The 22,213-nt window shown below is 43.8% G+C and carries 15 protein-coding genes and 1 pseudogene; 8 read left to right on the forward strand and 8 right to left on the reverse strand.

Features of this window, described 5'->3' with window-relative positions; all coding sequences use genetic code 11:
• Positions 1-52: 52 nt before the first annotated feature.
• The 3 genes and pseudogenes from JMV76_RS01080 to hppD form a co-directional block, all read right to left on the reverse strand.
• Positions 53-394, reverse strand: coding sequence for a 4a-hydroxytetrahydrobiopterin dehydratase (locus JMV76_RS01080; protein ID WP_201501314.1), 342 nt, complete (start codon positions 392-394; stop codon positions 53-55).
• A 96-nt stretch (positions 395-490) separates the two neighbouring features.
• The gene (gene phhA, locus JMV76_RS01085) at positions 491-1,474 is read right to left on the reverse strand and encodes a phenylalanine 4-monooxygenase (RefSeq protein ID WP_201501315.1); all 984 of its coding nucleotides are present in this window, start codon (positions 1,472-1,474) and stop codon (positions 491-493) included.
• A 200-nt stretch (positions 1,475-1,674) separates the two neighbouring features.
• Positions 1,675-2,774, reverse strand: a pseudogene (gene hppD / locus JMV76_RS01090) (4-hydroxyphenylpyruvate dioxygenase).
• Positions 2,775-2,919: 145 nt separating this feature from the next.
• On the opposite strand from hppD, the gene JMV76_RS01095 reads away from it, so the two are divergent.
• The 5 genes from JMV76_RS01095 (at position 2,920) to JMV76_RS01115 (ending at position 8,649) form a co-directional block, all read left to right on the forward strand.
• Positions 2,920-3,849 (forward strand): LysR family transcriptional regulator, encoded by a 930-nt coding sequence (locus JMV76_RS01095; RefSeq protein ID WP_201501316.1) that lies wholly within the window; start codon positions 2,920-2,922, stop codon positions 3,847-3,849.
• 165 nt (positions 3,850-4,014) lie between these two features.
• A complete protein-coding gene (locus tag JMV76_RS01100) occupies positions 4,015-5,211 on the forward strand; it encodes an amino acid aminotransferase (protein ID WP_201501317.1) in 1,197 nt (398 codons plus the stop codon).
• Positions 5,212-5,462: 251 nt separating this feature from the next.
• Positions 5,463-6,761: a fumarylacetoacetase gene (fahA, locus tag JMV76_RS01105; protein WP_201501318.1), complete on the forward strand. Its 1,299-nt coding sequence runs from the start codon at positions 5,463-5,465 to the stop codon at positions 6,759-6,761.
• A 113-nt stretch (positions 6,762-6,874) separates the two neighbouring features.
• Positions 6,875-7,450, forward strand: coding sequence for a VOC family protein (locus tag JMV76_RS01110; protein WP_201501319.1), 576 nt, complete (start codon positions 6,875-6,877; stop codon positions 7,448-7,450).
• Between the two features lie 146 nt (positions 7,451-7,596).
• Entirely contained in the window at positions 7,597-8,649 is a 1,053-nt protein-coding gene (locus JMV76_RS01115; RefSeq protein WP_045454627.1) for a TRAP transporter substrate-binding protein, read from the forward strand.
• Positions 8,650-8,730: 81 nt separating this feature from the next.
• Here the strand turns inward: JMV76_RS01115 and JMV76_RS01120 are convergent, their stop codons facing one another.
• The gene (locus JMV76_RS01120; RefSeq protein ID WP_227689997.1) at positions 8,731-9,618 is read right to left on the reverse strand and encodes an IclR family transcriptional regulator; all 888 of its coding nucleotides are present in this window, start codon (positions 9,616-9,618) and stop codon (positions 8,731-8,733) included.
• Between the two features lie 141 nt (positions 9,619-9,759).
• Here JMV76_RS01120 and maiA point away from each other — a divergent pair, with 141 nt between their 5' ends.
• Positions 9,760-10,407: a maleylacetoacetate isomerase gene (gene maiA / locus JMV76_RS01125; protein WP_201501627.1), complete on the forward strand. Its 648-nt coding sequence runs from the start codon at positions 9,760-9,762 to the stop codon at positions 10,405-10,407.
• A 542-nt stretch (positions 10,408-10,949) separates the two neighbouring features.
• The gene (locus JMV76_RS01130; protein ID WP_201501320.1) at positions 10,950-12,131 is read left to right on the forward strand and encodes an acyl-CoA dehydrogenase family protein; all 1,182 of its coding nucleotides are present in this window, start codon (positions 10,950-10,952) and stop codon (positions 12,129-12,131) included.
• A gap of 263 nt (positions 12,132-12,394) precedes the next feature.
• Here the strand turns inward: JMV76_RS01130 and JMV76_RS01135 are convergent, their stop codons facing one another.
• The 3 genes from JMV76_RS01135 to JMV76_RS01145 all read right to left on the reverse strand — a co-directional run bounded on the left by JMV76_RS01135 (position 12,395) and on the right by JMV76_RS01145 (position 20,412).
• The gene (locus JMV76_RS01135) at positions 12,395-17,629 is read right to left on the reverse strand and encodes a YadA-like family protein (RefSeq protein WP_201501321.1); all 5,235 of its coding nucleotides are present in this window, start codon (positions 17,627-17,629) and stop codon (positions 12,395-12,397) included.
• 417 nt (positions 17,630-18,046) lie between these two features.
• The gene (locus JMV76_RS01140; protein WP_227690000.1) at positions 18,047-19,699 is read right to left on the reverse strand and encodes a sensor histidine kinase; all 1,653 of its coding nucleotides are present in this window, start codon (positions 19,697-19,699) and stop codon (positions 18,047-18,049) included.
• 14 nt (positions 19,700-19,713) lie between these two features.
• Positions 19,714-20,412, reverse strand: a complete 699-nt coding sequence (locus tag JMV76_RS01145) for a response regulator transcription factor (protein WP_201501323.1) — start codon at positions 20,410-20,412, stop codon at positions 19,714-19,716.
• A gap of 267 nt (positions 20,413-20,679) precedes the next feature.
• Here JMV76_RS01145 and JMV76_RS01150 point away from each other — a divergent pair, with 267 nt between their 5' ends.
• Complete coding sequence (locus tag JMV76_RS01150) at positions 20,680-21,201, forward strand: Spy/CpxP family protein refolding chaperone (protein ID WP_201501324.1); 522 nt, start codon at positions 20,680-20,682, stop codon at positions 21,199-21,201.
• 119 nt (positions 21,202-21,320) lie between these two features.
• Here JMV76_RS01150 and JMV76_RS01155 read toward each other — a convergent pair whose 3' ends face one another.
• The gene (locus tag JMV76_RS01155) at positions 21,321-22,205 is read right to left on the reverse strand and encodes an exonuclease domain-containing protein (RefSeq protein ID WP_201501325.1); all 885 of its coding nucleotides are present in this window, start codon (positions 22,203-22,205) and stop codon (positions 21,321-21,323) included.
• Positions 22,206-22,213 lie beyond the last annotated feature (8 nt).

Raw genomic sequence — 22,213 nt, forward strand, 5'->3', positions numbered from 1 at the left:
TGGCTTTGAGTCGGACAAGTTTAATGAGTTGCAATAGCGATTGCTACCCTCATTATTGATCCAGCAGACTATCGGTCTTAGCTGCCATGACAAAATCATTGCGATGCAGACCTTTAATGCTGTGTGACCACCACGTAACCGTCACCTTGCCCCACTCTACCAATATGCCAGGATGATGCCCTTCTGCTTCGGCGATGTCTGCTAATTGATTGGCAAACTCCATCGCCTTGACGAAGTTTTTGAATTTATATTGACGTTGTAATTGCTTGATGCCATCAACCTCGATCAATGACCAATCTGGAATTTGCTGTAATAACTCTTGTGCTTCGATGTCGCTGACCGTTGGCGCGCCAATGCGGCAGGCCTCACAGCTGGCTTGTGATAATGTCGTCATTATAATGTCCTTTTATGTTAACTATTCATTTTTTTAATACTGTTACGTTTAATACAGTTACGTCCATGTTGACGCTGTCATTTACGACTACATCATTCAAATGATGCCGTTTTTCTTAACCATGCATTCGGCGTTTTTTACTGCATAACTAGGCTCGAACAATCCTAGCGACATGGCTTGTTTGACCATTCCCATGATATCGCTATTGACGATATCAAATAATGTATCCAAATCACCAATGACATAATAAATCGGCTGGATATGATCGATACGATAAGGGGTACGCAACACATCAAGCAAGTCAAACGCTCGGTGCTCTGGTTGATTTTGCGGTTGATGCTGAGGTTCTGCTTGCTGCTCAGAACCAGCATTGAGTGCATAAACCGTCTCAGACGGTGAGCTTAAGATGCCTCCGCCATAGATACGGCGACTGCTCTGATTTTGTCCCACCAAACCAAACTCGATGGTAAACCAATAGAGCCGTGCCAAAAACCACCGTTCTTCTTTAGTGGCATTAAGACCCAACTTGCCATAAGTTTCATTGAACATCGCAAAGGCAGGATGGGTCAAAAGCGGACAATGTCCAACGATTTCATGAAAAATATCAGGCTCTTCGATATAGTCCATATCATCAAATCGACGGATAAAAGTTGCCACCGGAAAGGATTTATTGGCAAGCAATTTAAAAAACTTACCAAAACTGATTAATGCAGGGACAGCGGCAGTTTGCCAGCCAGTCGTAGCTTGCAATACTGCATCGATATCATGCAATTGCGGAATACGCGTAGCGGGCAAATTCAGTTTTTTTAAACCGTCTAGATAGGCTGGGCAGGCACGGTTAGGTATTTGCTCGGCTTGACGCTCAAGCAATGCCTGCCACATACCATTTTCATCATCACTATAGTGAATATGACCATGGCTATCTGGCTGATGCGACACGTAAGGTTGTTTTTTAGGCATAGAATCCTGCTTTTTATGAGCAGAATCATCGTGACTGGCATCAGTGCCTAGCGTTTTGCAAGCAACGCTGTTGGCACCGATAGCTTTATTAACAGAATTCGTATGTGGTAGGCGTTCCATGCCTGTATTCCTTTTATTGCCATTGGCACTCTGAATAGCACTCTGAATTTTTGCTAGTCGTTTGCAATCATGACTGAACCATAGCTCAGTCATCGCATTGAGCACACGGCATTACAGAGCGCAGTGGTTGTTAGGGACAAGACAAACTCCTTTTGCCCTGCCCGTTTATTTTATGGATTTTTTCCTAAATGTAGAGGCGCTTACGGTGTTTCAGTTTCTGGCTGACCAACCGTGCCACGACGGACTTGATCGCGCTCGATGGATTCAAATAGGGCTTTGAAATTACCTTCGCCAAAGCCATCTTCGTAATCACCTTTACGCTGGATAAACTCGAAGAATACCGGGCTACCTAAGATAGTTTCAGAGAAAATTTGTAGTAGTAGACGCGGTGTGCCGCCTTCAGTGGTGCCATCTAACAAGACACCGCGCATCTGTAGCTCAGAGACATTTTCGCCATGATTTGGTAGACGCTCACTCAGCACTTCATAGTAAGTCGCAGTTGGAGCGGTCATGAGCGGATACCCGCTGCTTTTAATTTATCGATGCTGGCAAACAAATCATCGCTGGCTAGAGCAATAAGCTGAATACCTTCACCGTTGAAATGCATCAAGTATTCTTCAATTTGACCGCCGCCCTGCTTTGACTCTTCGTTCAATGGAATACGGATTTTGCCATCAGGCGCTGTCATGGCTTTACTGGTCAAACCCGTATATTCACCTTTGATGTCAAAAAAGCGGATTTCGCGGAAATTAAAGATGCGCTCATAAAAGTTTGCCCAATAGGCCATACGACCACGGTAGACGTTATGGGTTAAATGGTCGATAACTTTAAAACCATGCCCAACAGGACGACGGTCTACATCAGCAAAAAATTCAAAATCGACGTCATAAATAGACTCACCATCTTTATAACGATCGATGAGATAAATCAGTGAGCCACCGATACCCTTGATAGCAGGCAGGCGCAGCTCCATCACACCAGTGGGTACGTCTACTGGCTGCGCGCCCATTTCGATGGCACGCTCATAAGCTTTTTTGGAATTCTGCACACGAAAGCCCATGCTACAAGCGCCAGCACCATGCTCTTCAACGAAATAGCTGGCTTCGCTTTTTGGTTCACGATTTAGAATAAGATTGATGTCACCTTGACGGTATAGCGCCACATCTTTTGAGCGATGGTTGGCGACATGGGCAAAGCCAAGCTGTTTGAACAATGCGTCGACCGCATCCGGTTGAGGTGAGGCGAATTCAACAAAATCAAACCCATTCAGGCTCATTGGGTTGTCAAATAAATCTGCCATTGTAATCATCCTTAATTTCAATTGGTGGTAAAAATGCGATAAAAAATGTCTTCAATCAATAATTCTTATTGACGATGTATTTATATTAGATTAGGTTTATTTATAAGACTAATTGTTTTTTATGATTTATTTATCAGGTTTACTTATGAATATCAGCATTCGCCAATTAACCGCTTTCATTCAAGTCGCTGACAATGGCAGTTTTACCCGTGCCAGCGATCAGATGCATTTGACCCAATCTGCCGTTAGCGGCTTGATTAAAGAGCTAGAGTCCAGCCTCGGTATCGTGCTGTTCGACCGTACTACCCGCCAGCTGTCTTTGTCGGTAGTAGGACGTCATTTATTGCCGCAAGCACGGCGTATCTTGAATGAGATGCAGCTGTTTGAAAATGAGGCGAGCAGCTTAACAAGCTTGGCGCAGGGTCAAGTACGGCTTGCTGTTTCGCAGTTTGCCGCCTCCTCTATGCCAGCGGTCATCGCCCAGTTTTCCAAACAACATCCCGAGATTGGCGTGTCGTTATTAGATTGTTCGGCAGAAAACTTACTCAGACATATTCAGGACATTGAAGTAGATTTGGGTGTCGGTACTGAGCTTGGTTTTATGGAGGCTGAGGACGACATCAATGCTGATTTGTTATATCAGCTGCCATTTTGTGTGGTGATGCCTGACAACCATGCGCTGGCACAAAAATATGAAATAATGTGGCAGGATTTATTAGACATTCCGCTCATCACGCTGCAAGGTCCTTTCATTGAACAAGTGACAGCCGAATTGGACGACCGTATCGCCAGTCATATTCAACAGGCGCGTTACAAGGTCAATTTTATGTCCACCGCGCTTGAGATGACCCGTCAAGGCTTCGGCATTACCTTATGTTTGCCCTATATGCCCGAAGTCATTGACTGGGTTAGCGCCAATGGTTTACAAATGAGGCCGCTGGCACAACCCGTTAAAATGCGGCAGTTTTTTATCTATCAGCGTTCCTCTCGTGCGTTATCGCCTGCTACCATTGCTTTTAAAGGCTTCTTGCAGAGCTATTTTTCCAGTCATTTTAATGACTTACAGCATACTTAAGTATCGCTGATACAGACATGATCGGTGCTTAAAGAGCCTTGAAACACAATGGTCGCAATCAACTATTTTATTAATTATGCAAGATAATTGAATCTCATATTGAGTTAACCGTCAATTTGCTCTATGATTTTTGGCGGCTTGATTTATATTTCATAAGGAAACAACATGTTTGAACGTATCGACTATTACGCTGGTGATCCAATTCTAGGGCTGATGGAAAAATATACAGCAGATAACAATCCTAAAAAGGTCAATTTAGGCATTGGTATTTATTATGATGAAAATGGTGTATTGCCTGTACTTGACTGTGTAAAAACAGCCGAAGAACGCATTGCCGATCCTATTGCGCCGCGTCCATATCTACCGATGGCAGGCTTACCAGGACATCGTAAAGGCTGTCAGGAATTACTGTTCGGTAAAGACGCACAGATTTTAAAAGATGGTTTGGTCGCCACTATCGCTACGATTGGCGGTTCTGGCGCGTTAAAAGTCGGCGCTGAGTTCATCCATGAATGGTTCCCACAATCTAAATGCTATGTGAGTGATCCAACATGGGGCAACCACATTGCTATTTTTGAAGGCTCTGATGTCGAAGTGGGTAAATACCCGTACTACGACAAAGCCAACAGCAGCATCAAGTTCGATGAAATGATTGCGTTTTTTGAGACGTTGAACAAAAATGATGTGATCTTGCTGCATCCTTGTTGCCACAATCCAACAGGTCTAGATTTGACCCGTGAGCAATGGGATACCGTGCTGAACGTCGTTCAAGCGCGCGAACTGATTCCATTTATGGATATTGCCTACCAAGGCTTTGGCGAAAACATGGACAGCGATGCTTATGCGACTCGTAAAGCTGTCGATATGGGCTTGCCATTGTTTGTCAGCAACTCATTCTCTAAAAACTTATCGCTATATGGTGAGCGTGTCGGCGGTCTATCAGTTGTTTGTCCAACGGTTGACGAGACAGAGCGCGTCTTCGGTCAGCTGAATGCTACCGTACGCCGTATTTACTCAAGCCCGCCATCACATGGTGGTCGTGTGGTCGATATCGTTATGAACGACGAAGCACTACATAAGCAATGGGTTGGCGAAGTTTATGCGATGCGTGACCGTATCAAAGCCATGCGTTTACAGCTAAGATCAGTGTTAGAGGCCAAAATCCCGAACCGCAACTTTGACTATATTACCCGTCAAAACGGCATGTTTAGCTTTACTGGTCTGACGCCTGAGCAAGTCGAACGCTTACAAAGCGAGTTTGGCATTTACATGGTTTCCAACTCACGTATGTGTGTGGCTGGACTGAACACCAGCAACATCGACTATGTGGCCAATGCCATGGCAGACGTCTTGAAAGACTGAGTGAGCACGCATTAAAGCGGTGCGGTAGTCAGTAATAGCGATTCATAAGAAGGTTGAGCGAGTGCTCAGCCTTTTTTATGTCCTGCGTTTTCCTATTTATTTTACCAAAGAACATCAATGTCCCTAGTATCACGTCTCTTTTAAGAAAACACTGCACAAAAACCCTTGCAATCTCCACTTTGATAAATTACATTATGCGTAAGTAGTTAATTATAACGTAATTCATTATATGCTTTAGCAAGGAGCAACCTATGTCAAAGATTGACAACACCCTCACATCCTTTATCGATATCGCCGCTGATTCTGACTTCTCCATTCATAACCTACCTTATGGTATTTTTAGTGATGCCAAAGACGCTGCTGATAATAAGCGCCGCGCTGGTGTGGCTATCGGTGAGTACGTACTGGATTTGGCTGTGCTCGAAGCAGAAGGTTTACTGAGCTTAGAGGGCGGTCCATATTTTGATCAAGCAACGCTAAACGCTTTTATTGACTCAGGTCGAGACAATTGGACTCAAGCACGCACAACCATCCAAACCCTCCTATCTAGTGTCAGCGACGCCTTGCGTGATAATGCAGACTTGCAGAAAAAAGCGCTATTTAATCAAGCAGACGTCACCATGCATCTGCCTGTTCACGTCCCAGGTTTTACCGATTTCTATTCGTCTAAAGAGCACGCCACCAACGTCGGCACTATGTTCCGTGATCCAAACAACGCGCTACTACCTAACTGGACTGAAATGCCAGTCGGCTATAATGGACGCGCCAGCACCGTCATCGTCAGTGGCACTGATGTGATACGCCCCTCTGGTCAATTAAAGCCAAACGCTGACGACCGCCCTATTTTCTCAGCCTGTAAGCGTTTAGATTTTGAGCTTGAGACTGCTTTTGTGGTTGGTAAAGGTAATAGCATTGGTCAACCAATCGCAGTAGACAATGCCCCTGAGCATATTTTTGGCATGGTTTTGCTCAACGACTGGTCAGCCCGTGACATTCAAAAATGGGAATATGTGCCTTTAGGTCCATTTAATGCTAAAACCTTTGCTTCTGAAGTCTCGCCTTGGATTGTGACTATGGATGCGTTGTCACCTTTTAAAACAGCATGCCCGATTCAAGAGCCAAAACCACTGGCTTATCTAAACGAAAAAGACAGCAATAATAGCTACGACATCCATCTATCAGTTGAGTTATTACCTAAAAATTCTGACGAAGCAACGGTGGTTTGTGAGACCAACTTCAAGCATATGTATTGGTCAATGGCGCAGCAGCTAACCCACCACACCATCACTGGCTGTAAAGTGGAGGTTGGCGATATGATGGGCTCAGGTACAATTTCAGGACCAACGCCAGATTCTTATGGCTCAATGCTAGAGATTGCTTGGAATGCGACCAAACCTGTCACTTTAAAAGGCGGCGAGACCCGCAGTTTTATTGAAGATGGCGACACAGTAATCATGAAAGGCTATAGCGAAAAAGACGGCATTCGTGTCGGGTTTGGTGAAGTACGCGGCAAAGTACTGCCCGCGCTTAACTTTGATTTTGACAAATAGTCTAGAAAAAATGTGAGCACTATTATTTTGAGCTGCCAAGCAACCATCGACCTATAGTCAATCGGTACTGGCAGCCTATTACTCACTGCATTCCCTATCAAAAGGAGTTTGATATGAGCTTTAAAATTGAAAAAATCCATCATGTGGCCTATCGCTGTAAAGACGCTAAAGAAACCGTTGAATGGTATCAAAAATACCTAAACATGGATTTCATCCTTGCATTTGCTGAAGACCACGTGCCTTCGACCAAAGCCTTTGATCCTTATATGCATGTGTTTTTAGATGCTGGTAATGGCAACGTATTGGCGTTTTTTGAAGTGCCCAATCAGCCTGAAATGGGTTTTGATCCGAATACCCCAAATTGGGTGCAACACTTAGCCATGAAGGTAAAAGACCGTGATGCCTTAATGGCAGCAAAAAAGCATTTAGAAGAAAATGGTATTGATGTGGTCGGCGTGACCAATCACGGTATCTTCCATTCTATCTATTTCTTTGATCCTAACGGCCATCGTATGGAACTCACCTACGATGATATTACCTCAGAAGAAAAAGTCTCGATGATTACTGAAGCCATGAAGTATGAGATGTTAGAAGAATGGTCACTTACCAAACGCGCACCAGCTCATACCCAGTTTTTACATGCAGAGGAACTGGCTGAAGCAAGAGAAGGCGCGCCTGTCGGTGAGTGATTGACCTGTTATTGTGTTCGTTATCTCTTTTTATATGACTAATTAGGGCGTGCCATCATTTTAAGACCACTAAATGCATCAATATACTAATTGATGACACGCCCTAGGTAGCGAACAATATCTAACCATCATGAAAGGATTCAATGATGAAAATAAGACCCCCTTTAGGAATACTCTTAGCGACCTCGCTCGCGATGACTGGTTGTTCTAATAACGACCCAGCAATAAACGCTGATGTAGATACAGGCGATGTGACTACTCTAAGATTCTCACACTTTATGACTGCCAATGACAACATAAACACCGAAGCATTGCAGCCATGGGCAAAGAAAATTGAAGAAGAATCAAAAGGCCGCTTAAAGATTGAGATCTACCCTTCTGCTACTCTTAGCAAACCGGGGGCTACTTATGATGCTACCGTAAAAGGTATCGTTGATATTGGTATGCAAGCGCAAGGATATACAGCAGGGCGATTTCCTTTGACTCAAATTGTAGAGCTGCCAGGTATCACCAATACTGCACAGCAGCAGAGCTGCATACTTCATAAACTGTATGATGATGGTGTCATTAAAAATGAGTACGAAGATACTCACCTGCTAGCGCTGATAGGCACTGGACAAGGCGCTCTTCATACGGTTGATAAACCCATTCGCACGCCAGCCGATATGAAAGGTTTGCGTATTCGCCAACCTTCGGCCGTTGCTAGCCACATTATCGAGGCGACTGGTGCCGCACCCGTTGGCATGCCTGCCAGTGATACTTATACCTCGCTTCAGCGCGGTGTCATTGACGGACTCAGCTTTACTTGGCAGCCCATTCAAGCTTTTCGTCTTGATGAGCTCATCAATACACATACCAACATACCTTTTTATAATTCTACTTTTGTTATCAGTATGAACAAAGATAAATATGATAATTTGCCCGATGATCTCAAGAAAGTAATTGATGACAATTCAGGTGCCGAGATGGCAGCACGTGTCTCCAAAGTATTTGACGTCAGTAACGCCAAAGCAATGGCTGCCGCTAAAGAAAAAGGCGATATCATGATCGATATCCCTGATCCACTCAATGACCCAGACTGGAAAGGTCCATTAATGGAAGGCTCGCAGCATTACCTTGACGAAGTGAATGCCACTGGTCTAGATGCTAATAATGTATACGAAAAAGCTAAAGCAGCAAGTAGCGCCTGTCTCGTTTAAAGAAGTAAAATAATTACGCAGTGGTTTTCTACCAAAAAACAGTCGGTTTATATGGTGAAAATTATGTAGCAAAAGCACCAGCTACGCAATTTGATAACGCTGCGCTATCGCTAGAATTTGCTCAACCACGTTGTGTTGTTCACTCATAGGCAATTGCTGTGTCGTTCCAATGATAGTGATGGCATATTCTAGTGGTAGTCCTTTGCTAGCAGTTTTGCCACTAACAGCAGATAGATTAACAGCGCTATTAACAAACGGCGGCACTATGACAGGAATCGTAATGGCATTAATACCCATGAGCATATCACCCGTCACTGTCGCATAGCCTTGGGTACGAATTTTGGCTTGCAAGTGACTGAAATTCTGCCATTTTTCTGTGATTATTGCTTCATTGTCTGTCTGCCATTCAGCTTTGACCAATGGCTGAATGACGGCATCTGGCTGATAACTGGCAAATAATTGCCCCGTCGCCGATGTCGTCAGCGGCATACGTGAACCGATACGAGTGATAGTACTAATCGGGCTATCTGGTTCAACGGACTGAATAATAATAGGACCTTCGCTAAACCGTTTGGCAATCTGCACACCGCAATTCAGGGTGTCTTTGATTTCATTAGCGATGTGCGTCAGCCGCTCTAAAATATTGTTTTGACTAAATCCAGAGTGCCCCAATGCTGCCAATGTGTTAACCCTATCGCCTAGCCCGTAGCGACCATCATCAAGCTTACGCGCATAGTTTTTACGAATGAGACTGACCAAATAACGGTGACACTTTGCTGGATGCATCTGCATCACTTGCGCAATATCTTTTAGCATCATCGGCTCATTATGATCGATAAGAACGTCTAACACCGACAATCCAATCTCCAGTGACTGGACGCCACTTTGACTTTTATTGGTTGTCACGGGATTTTCTAAAGGGCTTTCAGCTGCTGGCATGTTTTGCTCAATGAGTAATTTACTTGGCATATTAATCTAATATATTCATGAAAACTGAACTAAAGAGGTAACGTCATAAGAGTTTTTTAATTGTATAAGATACATTTCGTACCATTAATTATAACCGCTTATCTCATTCACAACCTACCATAATAAAAGGAATTCACAATGATGACACTTTATGGCTACTTTCGCAGCAGCACCTCGTATCGTACTCGTATCGCGATGAATCTAAGAGGCTTAGATTATGACTATATTTCGGTCAATTTAGCAAAAGATGAGCAGTTAGCAGATGCCTTTAAATCACTCAATCCACAAGGATTGGTGCCTGTTTTACAGACCGATGATTTATTACTATATCAAAGCCCAGCCATTTTAGAATGGTTAGAAGAGGTTCATCCTAAAAACCCGCTATTGCCTAAAGACGCGGCTGGACGTATGCAAGTACGAGCCATTAGCGCTATGATTGGTTGTGATATTCATCCGATTAATAACCGCCGTATCTTACAATATCTGCGCAATGAGCTGTCAGTAGACGAAGAAAAAGTCATGGCGTGGTGCAACCGTTGGATGAGTGAGGGCTTTGCGGCGTTAGAAAAAATACTAGCAAAAGACAAAAGCCGTGGAAAATTTTGCTACGGCGACAGCCCTACTTTTGCAGATTGCTATTTGATTCCTCAGGTCTCTTCGGCGCGACGTTTTAACGTGGATTTAAGTGCTTATCCTAATATCGTCGAAATTGACACGCATTGCCGTACGCTCAAAGCCTTTGCTGACGCTGATCCTAGCATGCAGCCTGATGCGCCCAAGTCTCAATAAACAATCAAACAGAGTGCTTTCAGTAAGGGTGTTTTGCTATTAGATGACTAGGGCGTGTCCTCAATTCAATCGAGTATCCTCTAAATGGGCTAAAAATGGCCAAATCTTGCCAAACATCGTCAAATAGCTGGTTAATATCCTGATATTATCTGCGCTATTTTCCTTGTTTGACGGCAATTTATCTCATTTTTATTACCATTTTTAAAATGAGGACATGCCCTAGAAAATTAAATGATTAGAGAATTTAATAACAAAACGCCATTATAATTGCTGGGCTCAGGGCTAAGACAAAGCAATCAAAGCGAATGACTGCCTGAAAACAGGTAAAGCATTGATACTCTTAAGCCTAATATAGTATTCAATATTTCATCGAATCATCACTCCTACTTTTCATCTCAATATAATATTTAATATATTCAAATTATTGGTTGTATAGCAGTCAACTGTTGGCTATTCTTGGTATAGGCGTTGTTATATCTCAAATTTAGAATTGATTTTAGATAAACATACTGTTTTATTCATTTAAAATAAGGTTGGATATTATGAGTTATATACCTTTATCAAGTAACAAAGACGCTCTACCATCCCATGCCGCTCAAGATATTTATGATTTAGCTTTATCGGCTAGAGAAGAAACAGAAACCTGTAGAAGAATTGCACCGACAGTGGTCAAAAAACTGTCAGAGTTGTCGCTATTTAGAATGGGACTGCCAAAATCGTTGGGAGGATGGCAAGGCAATCCTGTGGAAACATTAAAGGTTTATGAGACGCTAGCCAGTGCTGAAGCCTCAGTTGCTTGGATCGTTTGGAACAATCATTTGGCCTGCACATTTGGACGGATTTTAGACGAGCCTAGCATGAAGGAAATATACAGTGACCCCTCTCATGTCTATGCCAACTCAGCACGCCCTGAAGGGATTGCTAAACAAACCGCTGAAGGATATACGGTCTCAGGTCAATGGACATTAGTATCAGGTTGTGAATTGGCAGACTGGTTTGTGCTGCGCTGCTTGGTAGTCTCAGAAGGCTCACCCACCACCCTTGGACCGGGTGCAAATCTAAAGTTGTTCTTTATTCCAAAAAAAGATGTGGAGGTGATTGATACTTGGCATGTTGGTGGACTAAATGGTACAGGCAGTCACGACATCGTCATCAAAGACGCATTTGTGCAGGAACGTTATGCGGTCGATTTTGATAGCCCTGTCACCATCGATAATGCGTATAGCCGCCTACCAATCGGCTGTATTAATGCCGCTGGCTGTGCAGCAATGGCACTAGGTGTCTTAAAAGCAGCGACAGATGAGTTAATCCAAATTTGCCTTGAGAAAGTAACGCCCGGCAAAAGCCCAGATTTGCGTGATCGTGCAGCAGTACAAGCGACTATCGCTAGGAGCAAAACGCTATTAGCATCTAGGCGCGCACAATTACACAATAGTGTCGAGGTATTATGGAACGAAGCACAGCAACAGAATGCCTTTACCGATATACAGCTGGCTGATGTGTGGGCAGCAGCCTGTGAGGCAGCGAGAGAAGCCAGAGCCATGGTATCGGAGATTTATGCGGTCGCTGGTACGGTCTCGCTATATAAAAAACATAGAATAGAAAGAGCGCATCGAGACATTCATGCTATTTTACAACATGGTATCGTGCAGCCACATTGGATGGAGCAAGCTGGCATGGCTTATGTCGGATTGACCCCAAATGCAGCCATGTTCAGAGTATAAAATTGCTTTTATAAAAATAAGTAAGCCCTCATAGAATGAGGGCTTTTTATCGCTTGGCTATTGAGCTAAAGAAAAACAAATCATTGGTAAAAATCATATAGTGACTACCAAATAGTGATTATCAAATAGTGACTACCAAATCATCACGCTGAAAACATCTTCATGCTCATGTCGCAAAAAAGCAAGGCATCCAATGCCTTGCTTTTTTATGACTAATTTTTATAACTAACAAATCACTTTACTTGATAGTAGGCTTGATTGCTTTAATCAAAATGGAAGCCTGCACCAATTGAGCCGCCAGCATTACCTTGGGTATCAGCGGTGCCGTTCACCTTCATGACCCAACGACCATCATTGGATAACTTCGAGAAGCCAATAGCAACTGCACTTTCCCCATTGTACGTTCCTATACCGCCACCGATTAAGGATTTACCAGCGATGTAAGCTTGCGGTAGTGAAGACATTGCCATGGCGGCTGAAATACCAGCATTTGCATCGTCTTCGACTTCACCAATTTTATAACCTAGCTCATTCATGTTGTTGCCAAGTCTTTGACTAACAGCATCTAATTGACCCATATTCACAGCGTCTCTGGGCGCCATACCATCAGCCACATCAGTGATCTTGTTGCCAGCGGCGTTGATACCGCTTGCAGTCATACTAGGACCACCGACAATGCTGACACCATTATTATTGATTGTCGTATTGCCAGTTTTGACGCTATCTATACTAATGTTACCGTTTAGATCAAACTTAATACTACTACCTGCTGCTGTGGTGGTGATGTTATTACCACCTGTGAAGGTGAGGACACTGCCATCGCCTACTGGTTTGTTGATGGTAGCACCGCTATCAGCACCAAAATTGAGACCCGCATCTATTTTATCCTTGTTTACTTTGATATTGGTCGTATTAGTGTCGATGTTTGTTTTATTCGTGGCAATATTCGTGGTATTGGTTTGGATATTGGTAGTGTTGGCTTGGATGTTTTCATTGATAACGACCTCTCCTTGCTTAATAGAAGCAATCGCACCGTCGATACTATTTTGACCAGTACCACCAATATTACTATTGGTAAAGGTGCCATCTACAGGATTGTAGACTGTCTCACCGCCAATGATACTACTGATGCCACTGCCTTGTGCATAGAGCTGACCACCATTGATAGCATCTTTGCTACCTTCAGAGACATCGCCGTTCACAACGTTTGTAATCTTAGTGTCAGCAGCATTGATACCCGCTTTGGTGACACTAGGTCCACCTGTAATAGTCAGTCCATTATTATTCATAATGGTATCACCCGTCGTTACGCTATCTAAATTCAGGTCTGGATTTAAATCGAAGCTAATGTCATTGGCGCCTGCCAATGGTGCAGCGGCACGTAGGTCAGGGCTAACATTATTGTCCGCTGATCTAGATACTTTAATATTACCATCTGTACTGTTCAAATCGATGGCGCTGCCTTGTTTGATCATAGTGGCAACATCACCCTGAGCCGTTAGTCCCCAACCTTGATCAAGGGCAAACGTCGTGGCGTTCAACTGTCCGACAGTCGCCGCATCTGTATCTGCAATACCAGCAGCTACATTGGTGATTCTGTTAAAACCATTGTCAAGACCACTACTGCTCAGTCTAACCGTTCTACCGGGACCATTATCGGTAAAGGTAAAGCCATTACTATTCATAATGCTATTACTAATCTGCATGCTACCCTCATTGCCTAAATTCAACTGGTTATTCAGTTTCACCTGAACACCCGTTGCCGAGGCCATCGTCGTAATGTTGCTATCACCAGTGACGTTGATGGTATCACCTAAAGCAAACTGCTGGTCGTTGGCACTATTGCCATCACCGATTTTGATGCCTTTAGCCACGAGACTATTGGTTGCTGACAATTGGTCGAAGTTTACCGCATCCTTACCTGTGGTCGCTTCTGCAACGTTAGTAATTTTATTGCCACCATTGTTCAGACCATTGGCTGAGATGCTGACACCGCTACCAAAGTTTGCGCTGTTAAGACCAGTTAAATCTTTCGCAAGTTTCACGGTCAATGTGCTGGTACCGTCAGCAACGACGCCAATGTTGTTGCCATTTGACAAGTCACTTGCCACGGTCGCGCCACCTTTGATTGTCAGCTTGTCACCAAGCTGACGATTAACGGTAGTACCCGTGTCACCATCGAAATCAAAACCTTTATCGATGGTCGTGGTCGTGGCTTGTAGTTGACCAAAGTTTACGGCATCGCTGGCTATTGTACCGTTAGCGACATTGGTAATTTGATTGCCACCATTGTCCAGCCCACTATTACTGAGTCTGACCGTTTGATTAGTCCCACCCATAAATGTGACACCATCAGCGTTGACGACTGTAGTTCCTGTGGTCAAGCTGGTTGAGACTAAGTCGGCAGCAGTAGCAACTTTGATACCGCCATTGTCAGCGGTCAAGACAATATTGTCACCAGTAATAAAGTTGGCTGTATTATTGTCTTTATCCAAAGTCTTGACATCAGCACCATTGATTTGTGTCACTACCGTTTGCATCGCACTATCGGCTTTTACCAAGCTTGCCTTACTACCTTCGCTTAGATCAACTTGATAGTCGGTGATATTGGTATCAGGATCTTTGACACTAGTGCTAACTGTTAGTGCATTAGCATCTGCAGTAGAAACACTGGCGCCATTGGCATTGACAGTATAGACATCCTGTCCAGTATCGCTATCGGTTGAAAAGTCAACACTGGCAACATTCGTACCTTTAACTACTTTGGTTCTCGCTCCTGCGGCTGCCATTTGTACATCACCAATATTCGCCGCATTGCTTACTGTATTACCACCGCTTTTTACTCCCTTGATCTGGGTGTCGTTGGCATTGATACCAGTAGTAGAGATACTAACACCACCAAAATCTGCACTAGTGAGGCCCGTTAAAGTTGGAGACAGACCGAGAGCAATTCCATCGCCTGTTGATAAGCCAGTGGTGGTTAAATTGCTGTCTGTATCAAACTTAATTTCTTCACCCAAGGTGAAGGTTTTTTTGAGAGTGCCGCCGCTACTTGCATCATTCACATTAAACTTGATGCCTTTAGCAATATTGTCAGTGTTGGTGCCAATATTGGTAGTATTGGTTGAGATGTTGTTAGTATTGGTCGTAACATTAGTATTAGTCGTTTCTAGCTGACTAAAATTCACCGCATCTTTTGCGTTAACCCCATCATCAACGTTAATAACTCTCTTATTACCCGCATTGACCCCGCTTTTGGTGATGCTTGGACCATTTAAAATGGTCAGACCATTGCTGGTTAACGTGGCATTGGTAGGGTTAAATATGTTTCCACCCGTTACCGTGACACCTGCACCACTAACGGTAGTGACGCCAGTGAGCACGCCGCCAGTGACAATACCTAGACCATTGACCGTTGTGCCGTTTAATAAGTTGCCAGTGCTAACGCTGCCTGTTGTACCTAGGTTTAAGTTGTCATTGAGCTCGACTTCGATTTTGCCATTTTTTACTCGGGTGTCGATGTTGCTGTTAGAGCCAACTACCTCAACGGCTTGTCCCAATGGTTTCTGTACTGTATTACCATCAGCGGCTTTTAGCGCAAAGCCTTTGTTAATAGTCGTGGTATTATTTCCGACCGCTTCATTGGTCGCATATAATTGACTACCATTCACGGCATCTGTACTAGCCGCAGTGACAGCTCCACCAGCGACGTTTTTGATCTGACGCTCAGATCCTACTACGCCCACGGATACTTGCGCACCCTCTCGTAGCATGCCCTTATCATCAATGACATTACCGGCGATATCATATACCACGCCACCAACTGTCATTGTCTTTTCAGAGCTTGCACTTGTTGCTGTTGTAGAGCCTGCACCTAAAGAGACTGAACCATCTTTGCTAGCTGACGCACCAACACCGAACGCTGAAGAAGCCGTTCCCGAGGTATTGGAATGAACACCAACGGCTGTAGACAGATCACCTTTAGACAGCGATTTTGCACCAATGGCTATCGACGCAGCACCTCCAGCTTCGGTATTAACATTGTACTGATTGGTTTCTACCAAATCTTTACCTACGTAGGATTTGAAAACATCGTTAACTGTGCCACTATTTAATGGTGACAACGGACTACCATCGATATTAGTTTTCGATGCAAAATTTAGGTCATCACCGCCTATTGCGATAGACGATGCCCCTCTAGACACGACGTTAGCACCGATAGCAATCGATTGCTCACCACTTGCCATCGTCTGTTGCCCAAATTCTGAGCTGCCAATCGCAATGGTTTGGCTGCCTGTGGCTTTTGCATTTCCGCCCAGCGCCATGGCGTTATAACCTGTCGCTCCGTCGTTATTAGCATTACCGATAGCAGCTGAGTCCACGCTATAATACTTGGTTTTATTATTAGCGACAGTATTCGACAGCCCCGTTAGCTGAGCCACATTGACAGCATCACTGTCACTGCTACCTGCTGCGACGTTTACAATCTGACGGTTGCCACCCGCTGCTCCTGTTCCTACAGAGACCGCGCCAAGTGTAACGCTATCCGTTGCTTGGATGACTGAGCTATCTGCTCCTACTGGCACAAAACCACTGGCACCACCAGCACGATTTGCAATAGAGTTTGAACCTAATGCGATGCCATTTACTGCGTTAGATCGAGAGCCGACACCAAAAGCAAGGCTGTTATCAGCAGTCGCTTTTGCATTACTACCAAAGGCAATCGTATCACTGCCAACTGCTTGAGTCTGTCCATTCGCTCTATAACCTACATTTGCTTGATCAGCCACTGTACCTGCATTTTCAAAATCAGTTGAACCAATCGCAATACCACGTTTGCCTGAGGCAAGTGCTGAATGACCAACAGCAAGAGAGCCTTGACCCGTTGCTGATGAGACATTACCAATAGCCTGAGCAAAGTCAGCAGTCGCTGCCGATTGACGTCCAAGCGCTAACGAGGTATTTCCATTAGAATACGCTGCCGCCCCAATTGCCACAGATGACCGACCAATGGCTTTTGCTTGAGTGCCTAGAGCAGTAGCGACGTCACCGGCTTCTGTCCCAGTGCCAATGGCGGTACTACCAGAGTTGTTTTGTGAACCACCCGTCCAAGTAAATGACGGATTGCCTCTATCGACCAGATTGAAGTTTTGCCCAGCGTCCGCTTCACAGCCAATGGCAACCGAATAGCTGCCTTCAGCATTTGCTTCAGTACTGTTTGTATTACAAGAAGAAATTGCTGTACCAGATCCCGTACCACCGCCGACATTCACTTGCGCAAAAGCTTGCGGTGACATTGTAAATCCAGCCGCCAGCATCCCTATGGCGATCGTAGATAATCGGAAAAATTGGGTAGAAGAAAGATTAGAAGTCGTATTGATGGTCGCGTTTGCGCTCACGCTAGATTTGGAAGATTTGCCGCGCCCCTTTGCATATTCACCAACTGCGGTAAAACAGCTCAAGGCTTCATTCCATATTACTTTATAGATGCGGTTCATAGTGTGCACTCCCTTACAGACTGGTCAGATTTAAAAATCAGAGATAATATCCATCTTGCAGAGAGTCGATATCACAAAATAAAACACGTTATCGGCTGACAATGAGTAAATGTTTTTTGTTCATCATTTACCTTGTTAACCAACAACTAACACTTTTTATCTTGAAAAGCCCTAATCGCTCTCTCTATATATTAGTATTACCGAATATATAGAGAGAGACAATGCCGCTCATCGGGCATTTATTACCGTTCATCCATTTATATAACAAAAAATGAATATATAGATGTTTTTTGCTCCTTGCTTATATTGAATGCTCCCACTTTTTTGAAATAATCCGCTTTGAAACTTAATAAAACACACGCTTATATACACACTTTAGAGATGTTTTAAGCGCGTGTTCGCCACTTTATGCTGCTCTTAGTCCCCTTCAGAGTTAACAGGCAATGTTATTTGCATCACCAGCCCTTGGATATCATCTTGGCGATTATAGACATGAATCTGACCCTTGTGTGCCATTACCACGGCATGAACGATTGCCAGCCCCAAACCATAACCCCCCGTTTCACGATGGCGAGCCGAGTCAAGACGTACAAAGGGCTGAAAAATACGTGCCAAGTCCTTATCCGCGATGCCACCACCCTCGTCTGTGATGCTGATTTGAAGTGCAGGCTTATTGCCCTCCATCTCCACTTTTTTAATGTCAGCAATGACTGTTGAATCGGAGGCAGTATGCATAAAAGCATTACGAATGACATTTTCAAGCGCACTATGCAGCTGTTCTTGGTTGCCAAGTACTGTCCAAGGCGTTGTTGAATCAGTGGTAGATGAAGCGTCTGCCACCAATGCATGACTCGGCTGCCATTGCCAGCGCACGTTTTTATGCTGAAACTCAAAGCAAACGTCTTGTCCAATTTCACTGATGATGTCAGAAATATCAACCGCTTCGTTTTCTATATTGTCGATGGTATATTGCTGCATTTGTAGAGATTGAATATGAATGATTTGCTCAATCAACTCATTCATCCGCGCCGACTCTTTATCTATACGGTCGAGATAACGACTGGCATTAGGTGCAAAGTCGCGAGTCAGCTCAGTCGCAACGTCTAGACGCGCCAGTGGTGATCGTAGCTCGTGCGAGATATCACTGAGCATCTGTTTGCGTGCCAGCTCACTCTCAGCCAACCGTTTTGATAGTTTAGCCACGTCTTTTGCGAGTAAACCAAGCACATCATCTCCCATTTTTGATAGGTCTGGATGGGTCTGATAATCGCCATCAATCAGACGGTGTACGGTATTTTGTACACGGCGGATACGCTGAGTCATTGTACGGCTCAGCCAAATACAAACCAAGACGCTAAAAACGAGAATAAATAGCAAACGTATGGGAAAATTGCCACGTTGCAGCGCCATAACATCAGCAAAACGCAAATGCGGACGTAACTGTATAATGACAGACTGCTCATCTGGTAAGACGACCGTCACATCAGCCAACTCAGGGCGACTGTCGAAATCAGCTAGCGTAGCGCTATTTGGCATCATCGGTTGCAGAATATGGTTTAAGAATGACGACTTATCATTCGACATTTTATTATTATCGTGACTATTAATCCTGTTATTGTCCACATTGGGCTGAGCTGCCATTGATTGCATTGATGGCTGCATTGATAGTTGCCCTACTTCACGCTGACTACCCTGCATACCTTTTTGCCTACGCTCATCTCTATTGCGATAACGCGGAAATATAATCGCCCCTTCTTCATCGTAAACTCTTATCTGATTCATGAGTTGACGGTCCTGACGATACATCTGCTTAACTGTACTTAAATCACCCGCTCTTAATGCCTCAACCATTTCTTGACGCTTAATCAATAAACTATCAATTTGTACGTTCATGCGAGCCGTTAATGCTTTTTCAACCAGCCAACGCTCCACCATGATCGATAAAATAGAGGTGATGATAATTGTTAATAATAGACTTAGAAACAAACGCCAAAATAGTGTGATTCGCACTTTAAACTTTGGTGTTTGCTTAAGCATTTTATGGTTAATAGCTTTCTTGGAAGCGTTCATCGATGAGTCCATCATTACAATCCCAGCTGATAACCTTTACCACGAACCGCTTTGATCGGCTCATCATGAAAAGGTTGGAGTTTTTTGCGGAGTCGTGAGACATGCACATCAAGGCTACGGTCGAAGGGTTGTAATTCACGTTGTAAAACATGCTCTGACAGCCACGCTTTGCTCACCACCTCACCTTTTTGTTTCAGTAGCGCAACCAGTAAATCAAATTCTGTCCCCGTCACTTGTAGTTCTATGCCATCTATCTGACAAAGCCGCTGGTTTTGATCCAGATGCAAACGGCTCTCTGGTAGCGGCGTATGCTCTGATGTCGCTGCGCTGGTGCGTTTGATGACGGCATTAATACGTGCCAGCAGTTCTCTAGGATTGCAGGGTTTGGTAATATAATCATCAGCACCAAGTTCAAGCCCAATGATACGATCAATCTCCTCCCCTTTTGCGGTCAGCATAATGACAGGGATATCACTGATATTGGGCAATTGACGCAAGACACTCAATCCATCGATTTTTGGCATCATAATATCTAGCACTAAAAGGTCGTAAGCAGCAGTACCATTAAGCACATTATTGCTCGCAGTTTTGAGTTTCTGTATGACAGCCTCACCATCGTGAACGCAGTCGCATGTCACCCCATGATTGTGCAAGTATTCTTGTAACAATTGGGTCAATTCTTCGTCATCATCGCCTAGTAGTATGTGTGGCACATCTGTCTCCTTAAGCGTTAAATCGCTTTATGAGCCATATTATCAGTCAATTGCTTATCGATTCGCTATAAACGTTACCTTTCTTAATACTTCATAAATGTTCGTAACCTTTAACTGTCGTAATATAGCGTCTATCAGCGACAAATACTGATAACAAGCTGTGATGGATAGTGGCTATCCGGGACACTTACCACTCATAAGCTGATCAGATAAAAACTGACTTTTTCGCAACCAATAACGTATGCACCATAAATTAAGGTAACGATGATGAAAAAATTATTAATGGGCTCAGTATTAGCAATGTCTAGCATTTTCACCGTAACGGCTTGTACCAGTGTTAATGCAACCACTGATACCACACCAACGACCAGTAAAATGCAGCATAAAGATGGCATGAAAAAAGGCGGCATGAGAGGTCCAATGTCGCAACTAGATCTAACAGCCACGCAACAAGCGCAAATCAAAGCCATCATGCAAGCACAACACGGCGATCGTAAAGCTGACCGTACAAAATACCAAGCAGAACGTACGCAAATGCAGCAACAAATGCAAGCATTGACCAGTGCCAGCACATTGAATACAGCCGCCGTTAATCGTCTAGCTGACCAGCAAGCGGCGAAAACCAAACAACGCTTTATTGAGCGAGTACAGACTCAACATGCTATCTCTCAAGTATTGACTGCTGAGCAGCGCGCCAAGCTTGCCAAATTGCAAGCCGAAAAAATGGCTAAAGGTTATAAAGGCTCAAAGCACGGTAAAATGCATGGCAAACCACATCAAGGCATGTAATTCGTCATTAATAGGCTATTTTGCATTCATGCTGAATGTCCTATGAGACTGATTATGAACACATAAAAAAGCACATCGTATAAACGGTGCGCTTTTTAGTTTTAATGTTGAGGCTCGCATTACTTTGATATTTTAATTAACTGTAAAAAGGCGCTTTCTTCAAGAATTTTGATATCTAAACCACTCTGAATCAGTTCTTCTACTTTGCGATGCTTACTACTTTTTTCATGACCAGCAAGCAACGTTAAATCTTGAGCACCAACCACGAGATAATCTAATTTCTTCGAAGCACCCGCTTTGACATTAAAACCATTTTTGGCTGCTATCTCAGCAATATCTCCTCGACTGATACTAAGGTTACCTGTAAAGCAAATATTGAGTCCGGCATATCGCCCCGACTCATCTCCAACTTTTGTGATATTACTGGGGTAGTTTCTACTATTTGCACGTTGTTGCTGAGGATAATTGCGACTGTATTTACTATATTCTACCCAATCATGAATTGATAAACCATTTTCTCTAAGAATGGTTACAACTATAAAGCCACATGCTTTGGCATCTTCTAGCGCGTCATGATGGTCAAACTGATAACTCCATTCTCTACAGACATTCGCCAGATTATAACCTTTGACCGCAAAACGCTGACACGTCTTACGTACCAACACTGTGGCATCGACCCACTGTAGCTCTGGTATTGGTAATTTGTGAAGCTCTAGACTTTTTGTCAACGCCCTTTGATCAAAGTCAGTATAGCTAACGACAACATTTTCACCGACAAATTTTAATATTTGCCCATAAATGTCATACATAGACGGCGCATCTTTTACCATATTACTGGTAATACCATGCACTTCCATATTTTGACGACTAAAAGAAGTCTGAGGACATACTAACGTACAGTAGGTATCAATTAACTTACCGTTCAAATATTTAGCCAAGCCTATTTGACAAATAGACCCTACGTCGCTGTTTGCAGTTTCAACATCAATGGTCACAAAATTCATTATCTCGT

Source organism: Psychrobacter cibarius (assembly GCF_904845955.1).
GTDB lineage: Bacteria > Pseudomonadota > Gammaproteobacteria > Pseudomonadales > Moraxellaceae > Psychrobacter > Psychrobacter cibarius_B.